Source organism: Exiguobacterium sp. s64 (assembly GCF_018618035.1).
GTDB classification, from domain to species: Bacteria; Bacillota; Bacilli; order Exiguobacteriales; family Exiguobacteriaceae; genus Exiguobacterium; species Exiguobacterium mexicanum_A.
Genome location: NZ_JACSLH010000002.1, coordinates 82377 through 96846, shown reverse-complemented (window position 1 = coordinate 96846; position 14470 = coordinate 82377). Strand labels below are relative to the sequence as shown.

The following is a 14470-nucleotide window of genomic DNA, read 5'->3' as shown; positions in this document are numbered from 1 at the left end:
ACAAGACGACTCACTCGGAGTCGTCTTGTTTCGTCTCTTTTACGATTCTAAATTTCGGTTTGATCGATTCGTTATTGAACGCCTCGAGCACGGTGTTCTCGTTGGCCATACGAATCTGTTGCGGCTCGCCTTTGGAAGTCGTGCCGATACAGAACATATGCGCCTCATGATCGGCAAAGAGCGCCTTATACGGGGTGGCATGATGCATCAAGCGTCCCGGAGAGCCCCAGCCGACGATAATCATACCTCCGCTCGCCTCGACCTCGTCGAGCGTTTCCTCAACGTAATGAAAGTTGACTTCGTCGAGTTGCGATTCGACGTACGGCAGATTGTCATTGATGGCGAGTGTTGGGACGAGGCTGATGACGCGCATCTCACGGATCGGTTGATCGAGATGGTTCCGCATGAGCATATACGCCCGCTGCGTTGTCGTACCGGACAAGAAAGCATCGCTCATCCGGGGCGAGTAGATGATGACGGCACAGATGACGCCGTCGACGACATCTGTGAATTCGTACGAACGCAAGTAGCGCTTCGTCTTGTCCTCATTGAAGACCGACTTGACACGAATCGTCACTTCCTCGATATGGGTGTTCATAAGGTTTCCTCACTTTTAATCAAATAGTGCCGGGTCAGACCCAGCCTGCGAACCATTCCAAGTAGCGGATTGTGTAGCGCGCGACACTTTGGGTTGCCGACGCCTTGTCATCCGGTAAATAAGACACATCGGTTTGATATGACTCATAAAACGACATCACATCATTGACATACTGTTCACTGCGGTTGTACTCGAAGATGGCGTTTCGAATCGAGTCCGTCGTGTCTGTCTTCGTCCCGCCGTGCTCGCTCAAATAGTAAGCGGCCGTATGGGCCGAGTCGACGAGACTGTGCGGGTCGGCTTTGCCATCATTGTTGCCATCGCGTCCGAGACCGCCGTACTGTTCGATGAGCGCGAGATCCGTCAAATCGACTTCGTCCTCAGGGACATCGCCTTTTTGATCATCCGTGTCATATTGCCAACCGAGCCACGTCCGCGGCATGAATTGGAACGGTCCGATCGCCCCGACCGATGAACGCATCGATGAACTATGGGAGAAAATCGTCTCGACGCGATGGACGGCGGCAAGTAAGCGCCAATCGACGTCATACGTGGCCGCGGCATCCTCATACACATCGCGATGGACGGACGGGACGCCATGGTCCCCGTAATAGGCCCGGTACAGGGCGTTGTTCACTTTATCATGTTGACCAAACCAGCCGATTGCGCCGAGGCACAGCACGATCACAAGCATGAGACCGGTCAGTCGCAAAATCAATCGTTTCAAGATTCCGCCTCCTAGCTTTCTAGACAATACCCGAATAGTGTAGCATATAGCTAACAGGAAGGACAGGAGTGGATATAGATGCTCGAACAGGCCGTCTTTACCATCATTCTCATGTATTTGTTGATCGTTCAATTGTTCAACGCCCGGTTGATGAAGCCGATGATCGAAACGCTCGGTCGTGGACGTGTCTATGAACAGACAGTCAAGTCGTCGTGGGGGCTCAGTCTGCTTTTGCTCGCCCTCGTCTTCTTGTTCGGCGTCCCGCCAGACATGGTCGGTCTCGGATTCGCCCCGGTCGAAAGGGACATGTCCGCTTGGAAGTTTTTCTTTTTCACGACCATCCTCATCTCCGTGCTGCTGGCGTTTTACTTGCTCGTCAAAACCTCGTCTCGGTTACGGCGGCGGTTACGACCGTACTATGAGCTCGAAATCGAGCGGTTGCTCTTGCCGCGGACGGATATTGAGGCGAAGGCGTGGAGCGCTGTCTCGTGGACGGCAGGTGTGACCGAGGAATTCATATTCCGTGGTGTGCTCCTCTACACCGTCAGTCTCTATCTTGACGTCTCATCCTTGACACTCGCCTTCATCGGCGGCGCCTTGTTCGGGTTGGCCCATGCTTATCAAGGCGTCAGGGGCGTTCTGGTCACCGGGATCGTCGGCTGGGGACTCGGCTATTTGTACTTGGCGATGGGGGTATTATGGCCAGTGATGGTCGTCCATGCCTTGCTCGACCTTATCGCTGGACCGATTCACGTCGTCGATTCAGAAACTGACTGACGGCCGCCTCATAGGCGGGTTGATCTTTCAAGATACAGTTTGTGTGCTCAGCCCCATGGATGAGGGCTAACTCGTTTTGCCGGTTGAGCGCGTTCATCTCGACCGACATCCACGTCGGCACGAAATCATCTTTCGTCCCGTGGATGAACAAGACGGGCGCGTCAATCGCGGCGAGGTCGTATTTGGGCCGGACTTGATGCATCCGGAAACCGGCCCGCGTCCACAAGAAATAGTTGATCCCTGGCAAGAGCAGGTCCCCGGGCAACCGGTGTAACACGTTCAACTGATGGCGCATGAGCTGTCTCATGTCGTCAAACGGACATTCGGCGATCAAGAAGTCGACGTCGGTTAACGGTCCGGCCTGTAAGATCGAGGCAGCTCCCATCGAGACACCGTGCAATCCGACTTCCGTGACCACTTCATTGGCCCGCAACCAGTCGACCCAATCGGTGATGTCATGCTTTTCGTGGTAACCATAAGAGGCGTATACGCCCTCGGACTCACCGTGCGATCTCAAGTCGACAGCGAGGAGGTTGTACCCGAGGCGATGGAACATCGCCAAATGTGGGGCCATGAAACTGTGAGAGGCGGTATAGCCGTGAACGAACACGATCCATTTCGTCGACCCTTCATTGCGGTAGACGCGTCCATACAGCCGATAGCCATCCTGAGAACGGAGCGAGACGTGCTCGAACGGCACGTCATGATAAAACGATTGATCTTCTTTCGTATACGGGGCCAAGAGCATCTCTGGTGTCTTGCGTTTGCCTCGCGTCATGCGCTTGAACGCATAATAACTGATGGCATAGTAGCCGGTGAATAGTGTTGCAAGTCCAACTTTCCATCTCTTCTGCATCTGAACCGCTCCTTTCTCCATTATTGTACCCGAAAACGTGACGATAGTTCACGCGCAGTGTCAGTTTGACGGCGGGTTCATGCCGTTAAGCAAGGGACTTACCGATGATTGTCCCGTTCGTTTGAGCAGTATCGTCTTGCTATGATGGAACCAGACAATCATCAAGGTGAAGCGGGAGGAGACGAAGCGATGGGGCGAGAGGTGATGGATCAGTTGCTGCACGCGTGCTTGACGGGGCAGGTGGATTACAAGACCGCCGAAGGGGTGACCTTCTATCGTGCCCCGGTCAACGGCCATCGTCAGCATGCGATGGTACTCGATGTGCTGATTGACCGCTATGTGCTTGAGCCGGCACGACCGATCGAACTGTCCGTGTCGGACGTGGCGCAAGCGATTGGGTCATCGGCGGACGAGGTCTTCCAATCAGTCCTAGCGCTCGCCCGCATCACTCTCGTCTCGCAACATATCGAGGAAAGACTAATCCGGGTCGATTCGGACGGAATCGACGAGCATGGGAACATGACACTCATCATCGGTTTCAACGCCTGGTTGACGCATCATTTAGGAAAACTCGTAAGTGCATCGATTGAGGAGCCACTTCACGCGCACGTCATCTGACAAACAACAGGGAAGGCCGCCTCAATCGCGGTCTTCCCTGTTTTGATGTCGGGGCGACGGTTGGAGCAGGCCGTCCTGAAGCATGAGGACCCGGTCACAGACGTCGAGCATCCGTTCGTCATGGGTGATAACGATGACCCGTCGCGCACTCATCCGTGCCTCAGTAACGAGCAACTCCATCACCCGTCGGCCATTCTCATAATCGAGGCTCGCCGTCGGCTCATCGGCCAAAATCAGTCGGGGGCGATTGACCAAGGCCCGAGCGACCGCGACACGTTGACGTTCGCCTCCGGACAGTTGCCCTGGTAACTGGTCGAGACGATGCCCCAAACCGAGCGCGTCGAGCAGCCGAATCGGATCTTGTTTCGACTCGCTCTCGGCCTGGACGAGCTCGAGTTGTTCCCGGACCGTCAAGTAAGGGACGAGATGTGCTTGCTGGAACACAAATCCGATTTCGTTCAGCCTCAAGAGGCGTCGCTCTTCTTCAGTGGCACCGAGCAAGTCTCGTCCTTCGAGCTCGACCTGTCCCGAGACCGGTCGTTTCAATAGTCCGAGAATTTGGAGCAAGGTACTTTTCCCGCTGCCGCTCGGTCCGATGATGCCGATACATTCCCCGGCATCGACCTGCAAATCGATTCCACGCAACACAGATTGTCCGTCATAGGCGTGGCTGATGTTCATCAATTTCATTGTAATGTCCCTCCTAAAGCGTCGGCGGCGTCAAGGTGACGCAGTTTCCAAAGCGGTAACAACGTACCGATGAGTGAGAGCCCGAACATGATCACACTGTAGAGCAGCACATGTCCCGCATCGAAACGGAATGGGATATCAGTTGGGACGAACGAGGCGACGAGGGCCGTCAAGGCGGCTGCCGACAGGCTCGCGACGAGCACCGTTGCCATGACTTGCGTGACGAGCGCCGTGCCGATCACACGAGGGCGAATCCCGATCGCTTTCAAAATTCCGAGTTCTGGCAGTTTCTGGAGCGTCAACATATAAAAGAATGCGGTCAAGATGAACGCACCGATGAACAATAAGAAGCCGCGCATCATCGTGAACGTGCCTTGTTCGGCTGTATAGCCCGGGACGGCCTCGACGACGTCTTGTTTGGAGAGCGTTGCGAGCGACGTCTCAGTTTCTCCGAGCCAGGCCGAGACGTATTCGGGTTGTCCGCTGTCTGCTTGGAACGCCTCCCACGTCTCCATCGATGCCCACATGACGGGTGCATGACTGTAACGTCCGTCCGTCGTCCCCGCGATGGTGAATGAGTAGCCGGTCGTGAAATCTTGAATCGTGTCCCCGAGTTTAAAGTCCCCGAGAAAGCTTGGATCGACGAGGACTTCGCCGACGGCGAGATCGAGGGCGGGTCCGATGTCAGAATCCCGCGGTAACGTGAATAGCGTGGCGTCCTGTTTCACGGTCCCATCGACGAGTGTCAACGGTTTGACCCCGAGCGGTGTAAGTGTTTCTGGCGTCGGCAGTTCGATGAACGAGCGGGTCAGTTGCCCGTCCGCATCCTCAGCCAACTGAAACGTCTCGGTGTCGAGTTCACGCAAACTGGCCCCGTTGTCATAGGCGAGCCCATCGGCAAGCCCGGTGATCAACGTCGACAATAAGACGATGAGTAGGGTGATGACAAAAATTAATGAAAATTTTCGTTTTTGCCGCCACATTTCTTTAAATGCTAAATTCATACAAAAAAGCCTCCTTCATAGCGATGAAGGAAGCATAACTGACGGATATGAACAGAATATGAACGGGACTAAAACCGGACGTAAAAGGTGCTCCCTGTCCCGAGACGGGATTCGACCGTCATCTCACCGCCATGCAGGCGGACGATGTCTTGGGCAATAGCAAGTCCGAGACCGGTGCCCCGCCCGGTCCGAGAGATATCTCCTTTATAGAAACGTTCGAACAGGCGTGCCTGCGTCGCCTCATCCATTCCGACGCCGGCATCTTGAATCGAGACGGTCGGACGATCGGCTGCATACGCTTTGATGGTGATCAGCCCCCCGTCATGAGAGGCGTGAATCGCGTTCGTCAACAAGTTGGTCCAGACTTGGGCCAATAAGAGCGGGTCGCCGGTCACGACGAGCGATGTGTCAAGCTCTGTCGCAACGGCGATCCCTTTCTCATCCAGCTGGAAAGCATGGCGACGAATGACGTCCTCGATCGATGCGCTCACATCAACTTGTTCGGAGAGCGACACGTTCGACTCGTCGAGCCGGGCGAGCAGGAGCAACTGTTTTGTCAAATCCGAGAGGCGATCCGTCTCGTCACGAATGATCCCGGCATACATCAAGGCGTCCCCTTCGGTTCGGGCGGCCAGTTCCGAGGCGTAGCCTTTGATTGAGGTGAGCGGTGTTTGGAATTCGTGCGAGACGCTTGAGACGAAGCGACGCCGTTCACCCTCGGATTTCTCCAGTGAGTCGACCATGTCAGAGAAACGACGGGCGAGGGTTCCAATCTCATCGTTGCGCTCGGTCGGGAGATCGAGCGGACGGGCCCCGGATGCGACGGAGCGGGTCGCATCTGTCAATGTGCGCACCGGTCGGACGATCAGGCTTGTCGATAGGGCGATCAAGATGAAGGCGAGGCCGGTCAGGAGTGCAAAGAACAAGCCGACGAACAAGTGCAATTCTCGGATTTGGGCGCCAAGGTCGGGGCGGATGAAGACGGCATCTTCCCCGTCCAGGCTGAAGCCATACGTGTTGACGACTTCATTGTCGAACAAGCCGAGCCAAAACAAGTGGAACGGATAAGCGCGCATCCCGTCGTAGCGTTCGCCGGACCGGACCGAGGCGATGACGGCTTCGTCGAGTTGCTCGTCCCGGAACGAACCTCCATAGCGGTCGACCTCACCGTCAGGACGCACGACGAGGAGTTGATAGCCCGTCTGAGCGAGCAATCGATAAAAGGCCGATGCCTCACTGTCCGTATGCGTCTCGAAGTAGTCAAGGGCGGCTTGTGCCGTCTGTTCGGTCTTTTCGCTGTAGGACGGCTGCCACCAGACGTAATAGGCGACATTGCTGACGAGAAGGGCGATGGCGCCGGACAAGAGCAAAATCATGAACACGGTCAGGACGATCCGGGTATAGAGCGTCTTCATGGCGAGACCTCGAGCGTATAGCCGACGCCCCGAACCGTTCGAATCGTGATCGTGTCGTCATGCAAGCGGCCTCGGAGCCGTTTGATGTGCACATCGATGGTCCGGTCATCGCCCTCAAAGTCAAGGCCCCATACTTGTTCGATTAATTCATCCCGGGTGAACACCCGGCCCGGGAACGCCGCCAGCTGATAGAGCAGCTCGAACTCCTTTTTCGGCAGGTGGATCGTCTCATTGTTCAGTTCAAGGCGATAATCGCGCAAGTCGAGCTTGAGCGGTCCGACTGTGACGAGTGTGGCCGCATTTTTGGCGTAACGTTTTGCGACGGCTTGAAGGCGGAACAGCAGCTCTTCCGGGATGAACGGTTTTGTCATATAATCATCGGCCCCTTGTTCGAAGCCGCTTCGTTTTTCTTCCCATTCCCCGAGGGCGGTCAATAAAATGACGGGAATGTCCGTCAGTTGCTTCAGACGTGAGCAGAGCGTCCGTCCGTCGAGGCCGGGCAGCAAGATGTCGATGATCGCGGCATCGGCAGGGTTCGCCATAAACAGTCGCTCGGCGTCGGCCCCATCCATGACCGCTGTCACCGTATGTCCGGCTCGTTGTAGCGTGGTCTCAACGAGGTGAAGGATAGCCAAATCGTCCTCTACAATCAGTACGTGCATCGCTCTCTTCCTTTCTATCACGACACCGAAAACAGGTGACCCGTGGCAGGTCACCTGCATGTTATGTCGTTTTGGTCAGTTCTTTATGCAAGGCCCGAAGCGCCCGCAAGAAGGCGTCTTTGAAATACTTGTCTTCTTGCGCCTCGAGTGTCTCAAGAGCAGAAGCGTCGCCGGCGCTCGCCTTGACGAGCAGGTTGACGACTGTGCCCCAACGCTTGACGTGCTCGGGCTTCGGATGGTTCATCGCGACAGTCAACGTGAACCAGTACGGTTGGTCACGGCGCTGGAGCGTGGCAATCATCTGTTTGGCCGTCATCGCTTCATCCTCGGTTGGTAACGTGGCGGTGGCGAACCAGCCGAGCAGCGCGGCGCTCATCGCCTCAAGCCGGACTTTGGCGTCCGGGTCGATCGGTTCGCGCCCGAACTCGGAAATGTTGACAAAAACGAGTCGGTCTTTCCGGTCGAGGTGGGTGATCCATCCTTTGACCGATTTGAGTTTTTCCTTATCTTTCGACTGGGCTTTCACCGTGTAGCCGTTCAGTTTACCGATGTAAATCCGGAACTGGCCGCGGTCGAGCTGTTTATCGACCTTGAACTCGATATCTTGGCCCACAGTGAACGGTTGATCCTTTTTGCTGAGCGTCTCGCCTTTCTTCAGCTCAGGCCGGCGCACGATATAGCGGAGTGCCTCCTGCTCGGTCCGATCGTCAAGCGTCCAAAGGTTGTTCGGCGTGACGTTTTTGAAACGGTGTCGTCGGACATAGATGTATTGGTCGAGCGCCTCGACGGCGTCGGCGACGGAATTTTTTCCACTCAAATAGTCGTCTGCGATATCCCGGAGCGTGATCGACTCGAGCCGGTCGATGTGCCCGACGTAAGGGACGTTCCCGACGACGAACAAGGCCGTGGCGATCAATTCACTCTCGCGAGGGGTCAAAGGGCGTTTGGCCATACTGCACTTCCTCTCTTCATGTCATCTCATTCAGTATACCAAAAACAGATTTCGTCATGTTGTATGAATCGACCAGATGGAAAATTTTACAGGCATACAGGATTTCGCGGTTTCGTTCCGAATATTTGTTAAGATAGAGCTATGTGGAAGTTAAGATGAGGTGATGAGATGAAGCTATCGATTGATCCGGGGGACTATGTCGTCTTGATTGAAATCAATAAAGAGGTCTTGAAATGTACGTCCCTCGACCAAGCCGAGTATGCCGATCGGGACCGCTATGAATTGGTCGGCCGCATGAGTGAGCGGCTTCCGGCCGAGGTGATCGTGCCTTCCATCATCGATTATATCCGGTTCGGGAGCGGCTATATCGGCGACAATATCGTCTGGGACAAGGAGACGGAATCGTTCTTCTGTCAACAGTTCGAGACGATCGACGGCTCACCGCTTGGCGAGGACTTGGACGGATTCACACCTGACCCGTATCGGACGGAGCTGGCGCGCTATTACACGTATTTGACGATCGGAAAAATCATTGAATACGAGATGCACGACCCTGACCAGCCGGACTATTGGTAAGCGTCTCAAAAATGTCACAATCTATTTTTTGAAAAAAAGGGAAATTAACCGCGTGATTTGAGATAATGGGGTCATCTTATGAAGTGTGGATTGGAGCGGAAGGCGATGAAAAAAATTATGATTGCAGCAGCGCTCGCGCTGCTTGTCCCTACGTCTGTGGACGCGGCCAAACCGGTGCTGTTGGAAAAGCACGGCTATGTCGTGGCCGAGCCTAGGGTCGGTCATCAGTACTATATCAAGCAAACGGGTACCGACTTGACGTGGAATACGACCCGAGGGGCGTCGGACATCGTCATCGCTTTGATCGATTCATCGGCCGACCGGAGTCATAAAGAGCTGTATAACGTCCCGCGTGTCGTCAACTCGATGAAAGGCCCGTATAGTGTCGACTATCACGGCACGCACACGGCAGGCATCATGTCCGGACGTCACAACAAGTTCGGAATGGCAGGGCTCGCTCCAAACGTGCGTTATCATTTTTATAACGTCTTTTACGGCAAAAATTCGGAGTACACGGATTCTTGGACGGTCGCCAAGGCGGTTGACACGGCGGTCGCGAAAGGGGCGAACGTCATCAACATGTCGCTCGGAGGTCAAGACTATGACCGCGTCCTCGCCGACTCGATTCGTCGCGCCCGTGCCAAAGGTGTCGTCATCGTCGCCTCATCCGGGAATGACGGGAAGAAGAAAACGTCGTTCCCGGCCAATATGAAAGAAGTCATCGCGGTCGGGGCGATCGACGCAAACCGCCGTGTCGCTGCTTTTAGCAATATGGACAGCCAAGTCAAAATCGTGGCGCCCGGGGTGAATGTCTTGTCGCTCGGCGTGAAAAATAGCTTCGTCTACATGGACGGGACATCGATGGCGGCGCCGATGGTGTCGGCTGGGATCGCGCTCGTCAAATCGGTCAATCCGTTCCTGACGCCGGCCGACATCGATGCTTTGCTTCAAAAAATGCCACGTGCGAGCGGGAAGACGTATACCGAGCTCAACACGAAGCGGCTGATCGATGCGACGCCACGACCGGTCGCGCTCTCCGCACCATCGACGCTCAAGAGCCGCTATGTGAAAGAAGCGAAACTGACGGTCATGAAAAAGTCGAACTTGAAGACGACGTATACGTTGTATCAAGGAACGCGTAAAGTGAAGACGCTCTCAGCCGGGAAATCGATGTTTACGATGTATGCCGGAGGAGATTGGTTACCGAGCGGGAAATATTGCCTGTATGCCACCGTCACCGACGGGAAACACAAACGCTCGGTCAATCGTTCGTTCACCTATGTGAACGCCGTCAAGCCGTTAGTCACGGTCAGAGCGGCCGATGCCGGAACGTTTGAGTTGACCACGTCCCGAAAAGGCGTCGTCACCGTGCTCGACGCGAACAAGAAAGTCGTCTATGAAGCGCTTCATGTACCGGGCAAGTTCCCTGTTCGTGGTGACACGGGATCGGCCTATACGGTGCTGTTGAAGCCGACCGACGTCACTGAAAAAGTGGTGACGGTCAAATATGCGCCGCAATCGGTTCAAGTCGAGACGGACACTTCGGCGGAATCGACATAAAAAAACACCCGGAGCCAATGCTGGCTTCGGGTGTTGATTTATGCTTTCGTGATGGCTTCACCACTCCAACGGATATTCGCTTCTAAGACGTTGCCGTTATCGTCGATATGTTCAAAACTCAGTTTCCCGTCGACGATGATCTCGCAGAGGCCGACGCGGACGTCGTCGCTCCAGGCGCGACGTGTCTGTGTCGACGCGTCGAACGTCGGGATTGATTCAGGAAAACGTTCCTGTAAGTGGGCCAAGTTATGATGGTCGAAGTGATACGAACGTTTGGACAATTCATTTGGTGCTTTGATGTCAAACGGCTCGAATCCTCGAACGAGTCGATTATTCCGGTAGAAGGCGAACACGCCGTTGTTCGGGTGGAGCGCTTTAATGTCATCGATTTCAATCACATAGGTCAGTCGTTGAATCCAACCGTTTTTTGCATCTTGACGCATCAAAATCCCTCCTTGTTCAATGGAACACGCCTTATTTTAGCGCTGACGCCCATGAAAATCAAGTTCAGGTTCTCGGTTGTCATTTCGCGGGTTATCCGCTACAATGGGTAAAGTGACTATGAGGTCTGGGCAATCGCGGGACGCAAGTCTTGAGGAAAGTCCATGCTCGCACAGCCTGTGATGGCTGTAGTGATCGTGCTACACGAAAAGATAAGTGTAGGCAACGCAAGTTGACGGCAGAAGAAGCACCTAAGTCCTCGGATATGGTGCAAGCTTCTTGAAAGTGCCACAGTGACGGAGTCTGATCGGAAACGTTCAGAGTGGAACGAGGTAAACCCCACGAGCGAGAAACCCAAACTATGGTAGGGGAACTTCCTGACTGGAACCGAACGGGACGGAAGGCGCCAATCGGCGCAGATAGATGATTGTCACTCCATCGTGCCAGGGAGACCGTTATGAGCACCGGAGTACAGAACATGGCTTACAGGACAGCATAGTCTCTCACTTAACATTGACCAGGAGTTCAAGCAATCCTACTTGAGCTCCTTTTTACATGACCATTTTAGGAGTTACACTATAGAAAGTAGGGATAGTATGGCAAAACGTAAACTGATCGCCACCGCGGCGATGGGCATCGAGGCTCTCGTCGCCAAAGAAGTACGTGACCTCGGCTACACGTGTGAGGTCGAGAACGGACGTGTCTATATCGACGCGGAGATGGAGGACATTCCACGTCTCAACCTTTGGCTCCGGACGGCCGACCGCGTCAAGCTCGTCGTCGCCGAGTTCAAAGCGACGACGTTCACGGAACTGTTCGACGGTGTGGTCGAACTGCCTTGGACGGATCTCATGCCGTGGGACGCCCGGTTCATCGTCGACGGCCGCTCGGTCAAGTCGAAGTTGTTCTCGATCCGCGACTGTCAGAAGATCACGGAGAAGGCGATTGTCGACGCGATGCAACGCGGATACGACAAGCCGGGCGAGTGGCTTCCGAAGACAGGCGCGTACTATCCAATCGAAGTCGCCTTGTTGAAAGATGTGGCGACGATCACGATCGACACGTCAGGTGACGCGCTTCACCGTCGCGGGTACCGTGAGCTTCACTCACAGGCACCGCTCAAAGAGACGATGGCCGCGGCGATGATCCAGCTGACGAACTGGAAGCCGGACATGCCGTTCTATGACGTCTTCACCGGTTCTGGGACGCTCGCCATCGAGGCGGCGCTCATCGGTCGCAACATCGCACCTGGTCTCAACCGTGAGTTCTGTTCACAAGACTGGCCGTGCGTACCGAAGAAAGCTTGGTATGAGGCAATCAATGAAGCGAACGAGAAAGCGGAGTGGGACAAACCGCTCAAAATCTACGGCATCGACCTCGACCCACGTATGGTCAAGCTCGCCAAGGACAACGCCGAGCTCGCTGACGTCCGTGACGCGATCACGTTCGTCCACAGTGACGCGGCTGCCTTGAAGCCGAAAGAAGAGTACGGCGTCATCATCGGGAACCCGCCATATGGGGAACGGTTGCAGACCGAAGAAGAGATTATCGACCTGTACGAGCGGATCGGGCAACAGTTCGCCAAGTATCCGGGTTACAGCGTCTATATGTTGACGAGCTATGAGGACTTCGAGAAAGCGTACGGCCGTCCAGCGACGAAACGCCGTAAGCTGTACAACGGAAATATTGAGACGCAATACTACCAGTATTATGGTTTACGTCCAAAAAGACGCTCAACAGAGACGTTTGTAGAGGGTAAGTAATCACCCATTGCACACTAATTGCACACTTTTTTTTTTTCTGCCGCAGACACACGAAAACCGCTCCCTAGAGCGGTTTTTTTACGTCCTCGATCATGGTGGAGAAGAGCTCGGCCGTATCTCCCTGAGTAGTGTGCAATACGTGAGCGTAGATATCCGTCGTCTTGGCATCGGCATGCCCCAGACGTTCTTGGATGACCTTCGCATGGACACCGGCCTTGATGAGCAGCGTCGCATGGGTATGTCGTAACTCACGCATCGTGATCTCAGGAATCTCGGCCGTTTTGACGGTCAGGGTATGGCGTCGTCGCAATCCGGAATACCAGACATAGGCGCCCTTGATGCCGAGGCAGACAAGGTCCTCGTCGTTGCGCCATCCGAACTTGACCATGTCATACTTCTGACGAAGCCGCGACTTCTCGAGGAAGCGGATCAACTGGTCGGGGATGGTGACGACCCGCACCTTTTTCCCTTTGGTCTGCTCGAACGAATAGCCGCCCTTCGTCTCGATGGCGGTACGGGCAATCGTGATCTGTTTCCGGTCGAAGTCGATGTCGGACCAACGGAGGGACGTCGCCTCGCGGGCACGCATGCCGGTATAGGCGATCAGGTGGACCGCTGTACGATAACCATTCGCCATCGTCTCATCCGCCGTCTCGAGGTAACGTCTCAGCTCATCAGGCGTGAGCGTCTTGTATTCTTTCAAGCCCTCCGACAGTTTCTCGACGGCAGCCATCGGGTTGTCACCTTTATAATAGCCCAGACGGCGCGCCCAGGAGAAGAAGCCGACATAGACGCTCCGGCGAATGTTGACGGTGTTCGGCTGTAAGCCAGAGTCGAGGTATTCACGGAGTAAACGTAGGCAGTGCTGCGGTTTCACGTTGTCCATGTTCAGGCGCTTGAACCAACCCGGCACGTTCTCGACGAAACTCGTGTATGAGTGGTACGTCGTCTTGGCCATCGTCGTCTTGATGTAAAACTCGAGCCAGTCATCGAGCACCTCGCCGACCCGTCCTTTCGGACGTACCTTGACGAACTCGCCTTCCTTCTGCGCTCGGATTTGGTCGGCGACCTAATATTCGACCGTCTTCTTTCGCTCGTCGGAGAAGTAGCGCTGCACGCGCTTGCCTTCCTCGTTGAACCCCAGAGAGAGTCGAACCTCCCATTTGCCGGTCTTCTCGTTCTTCTTGCTGTTTGCCATGATGTTCACTCCTTTGGAATAAGGGGTCTTCGGAATATATAGTGGAATTACTTTCTTAATAGTTTAAAAACAACTGGTGTTTAAATCGGATTTTCTGGTGGGATGTTAGGATAATCAATAATATTATATAAAAGTATCAATCACATACGAGTGATACTTTGGGAAAAAAATAAAATAGTCCAATTTACTTGACCGTGTACTATGGTACACGGTTTATAATATTCATGGGGTGAAATAAGATGATTTATCGCATTAGTGAGTTTGCAGATAAATGTGGAGTTAATAAAGAAACGATCAGATATTACGAGCGAAAAAATTTATTACAAGAACCTCACCGAACGGAAGCTGGTTATCGGATATATTCATATGATGACGTTAAGCGTGTTGGGTTTATTAAACGAATACAGGAACTTGGTTTTTCTTTAAGCGAGATTTATAAATTACTTGGTGTTGTAGATAAAGATGAAGTTCGTTGTCAAGATATGTTCGAATTTGTTTCTAAAAAACAAAAAGAAGTGCAAAAACAAATAGAGGATTTAAAACGAATTGAAACTATGTTAGACGACTTAAAACAACGATGTCCAGATGAAAAGCAATTACATTCGTGTCCAATAATAAAAACATTAACATGAG

General features: G+C 53.9%; 17 protein-coding genes and 1 other RNA gene. 7 read left to right on the top strand and 11 right to left on the bottom strand.

The annotated features are described in order from the left end of the window. Window positions 1-10: 10 nt before the first annotated feature. Window positions 11-598 (bottom strand): DUF1643 domain-containing protein, encoded by a 588-nt coding sequence (locus tag KNP64_RS04045; RefSeq protein WP_034777694.1) that lies wholly within the window; start codon window positions 596-598, stop codon window positions 11-13. 34 nt (window positions 599-632) lie between these two features. Beyond that, window positions 633-1325, bottom strand: coding sequence for a lytic transglycosylase domain-containing protein (locus KNP64_RS04040; RefSeq protein WP_251126290.1), 693 nt, complete (start codon window positions 1323-1325; stop codon window positions 633-635). Between the two features lie 78 nt (window positions 1326-1403). Between KNP64_RS04040 and KNP64_RS04035 the strand changes: the two genes are divergently transcribed. Beyond that, window positions 1404-2102, top strand: coding sequence for a CPBP family intramembrane glutamic endopeptidase (locus KNP64_RS04035; RefSeq protein WP_138859377.1), 699 nt, complete (start codon window positions 1404-1406; stop codon window positions 2100-2102). On the opposite strand, the gene KNP64_RS04030 is transcribed toward KNP64_RS04035, so the two are convergent. Next, entirely contained in the window at window positions 2059-2958 is a 900-nt protein-coding gene (locus KNP64_RS04030) for an alpha/beta hydrolase (RefSeq protein ID WP_034777690.1), read from the bottom strand. The two genes, KNP64_RS04035 and KNP64_RS04030, sit on opposite strands and share 44 nt — an antisense overlap. A 189-nt stretch (window positions 2959-3147) precedes the next feature. Here KNP64_RS04030 and KNP64_RS04025 point away from each other — a divergent pair, with 189 nt between their 5' ends. Then, a complete protein-coding gene (locus KNP64_RS04025) occupies window positions 3148-3576 on the top strand; it encodes a hypothetical protein (RefSeq protein ID WP_214792012.1) in 429 nt (142 codons plus the stop codon). A 21-nt stretch (window positions 3577-3597) separates the two neighbouring features. Here KNP64_RS04025 and KNP64_RS04020 read toward each other — a convergent pair whose 3' ends face one another. The 5 genes from KNP64_RS04020 to KNP64_RS04000 form a co-directional block, all read right to left on the bottom strand. Then, window positions 3598-4266 (bottom strand): ABC transporter ATP-binding protein, encoded by a 669-nt coding sequence (locus KNP64_RS04020; protein ID WP_138859378.1) that lies wholly within the window; start codon window positions 4264-4266, stop codon window positions 3598-3600. Beyond that, on the bottom strand, window positions 4263-5270 hold the full coding sequence (locus tag KNP64_RS04015) for an ABC transporter permease (RefSeq protein ID WP_138859379.1): 1008 nt from the start codon (window positions 5268-5270) through the stop codon (window positions 4263-4265). The genes KNP64_RS04020 and KNP64_RS04015 overlap by 4 nt, the downstream gene beginning before the upstream one ends. Window positions 5271-5338: 68 nt before the next feature. Continuing rightward, window positions 5339-6685, bottom strand: coding sequence for a sensor histidine kinase (locus KNP64_RS04010; RefSeq protein WP_214711342.1), 1347 nt, complete (start codon window positions 6683-6685; stop codon window positions 5339-5341). After that, window positions 6682-7347 carry a response regulator transcription factor gene (locus KNP64_RS04005; RefSeq protein ID WP_214792014.1) on the bottom strand — a complete coding sequence of 222 codons (666 nt, stop codon included), beginning with the start codon at window positions 7345-7347 and terminating at the stop codon, window positions 6682-6684. The genes KNP64_RS04010 and KNP64_RS04005 overlap by 4 nt, the downstream gene beginning before the upstream one ends. Before the next feature lie 61 nt (window positions 7348-7408). Beyond that, the gene (locus tag KNP64_RS04000; RefSeq protein ID WP_138859382.1) at window positions 7409-8299 is read right to left on the bottom strand and encodes a hypothetical protein; all 891 of its coding nucleotides are present in this window, start codon (window positions 8297-8299) and stop codon (window positions 7409-7411) included. Between the two features lie 168 nt (window positions 8300-8467). On the opposite strand from KNP64_RS04000, the gene KNP64_RS03995 reads away from it, so the two are divergent. Together KNP64_RS03995 and KNP64_RS03990 are read left to right on the top strand one after the other, a co-directional pair. Beyond that, entirely contained in the window at window positions 8468-8875 is a 408-nt protein-coding gene (locus KNP64_RS03995; protein WP_214763162.1) for a hypothetical protein, read from the top strand. 78 nt (window positions 8876-8953) lie between these two features. Beyond that, complete coding sequence (locus KNP64_RS03990; protein WP_251126289.1) at window positions 8954-10435, top strand: S8 family peptidase; 1482 nt, start codon at window positions 8954-8956, stop codon at window positions 10433-10435. Window positions 10436-10473: 38 nt separating this feature from the next. Here KNP64_RS03990 and KNP64_RS03985 read toward each other — a convergent pair whose 3' ends face one another. Further along, complete coding sequence (locus KNP64_RS03985; protein ID WP_034777681.1) at window positions 10474-10878, bottom strand: hypothetical protein; 405 nt, start codon at window positions 10876-10878, stop codon at window positions 10474-10476. Window positions 10879-10999: 121 nt separating this feature from the next. On the opposite strand from KNP64_RS03985, the gene rnpB reads away from it, so the two are divergent. Continuing rightward, window positions 11000-11367: RNase P RNA component class B (gene rnpB / locus KNP64_RS03980), an RNA gene on the top strand. A gap of 105 nt (window positions 11368-11472) precedes the next feature. Then, complete coding sequence (locus tag KNP64_RS03975) at window positions 11473-12639, top strand: THUMP domain-containing class I SAM-dependent RNA methyltransferase (RefSeq protein ID WP_138859385.1); 1167 nt, start codon at window positions 11473-11475, stop codon at window positions 12637-12639. 64 nt (window positions 12640-12703) lie between these two features. Here KNP64_RS03975 and KNP64_RS03970 read toward each other — a convergent pair whose 3' ends face one another. Both KNP64_RS03970 and KNP64_RS14910 read right to left on the bottom strand, forming a co-directional pair. Then, window positions 12704-13636 carry a tyrosine-type recombinase/integrase gene (locus KNP64_RS03970; RefSeq protein WP_214792016.1) on the bottom strand — a complete coding sequence of 311 codons (933 nt, stop codon included), beginning with the start codon at window positions 13634-13636 and terminating at the stop codon, window positions 12704-12706. A 72-nt stretch (window positions 13637-13708) separates the two neighbouring features. After that, window positions 13709-13837: a hypothetical protein gene (locus KNP64_RS14910; protein ID WP_256441032.1), complete on the bottom strand. Its 129-nt coding sequence runs from the start codon at window positions 13835-13837 to the stop codon at window positions 13709-13711. A 239-nt stretch (window positions 13838-14076) separates the two neighbouring features. Here KNP64_RS14910 and merR point away from each other — a divergent pair, with 239 nt between their 5' ends. Continuing rightward, window positions 14077-14469, top strand: a complete 393-nt coding sequence (gene merR, locus KNP64_RS03965) for a mercury resistance transcriptional regulator MerR (RefSeq protein WP_214792018.1) — start codon at window positions 14077-14079, stop codon at window positions 14467-14469. Window position 14470 lies beyond the last annotated feature (1 nt).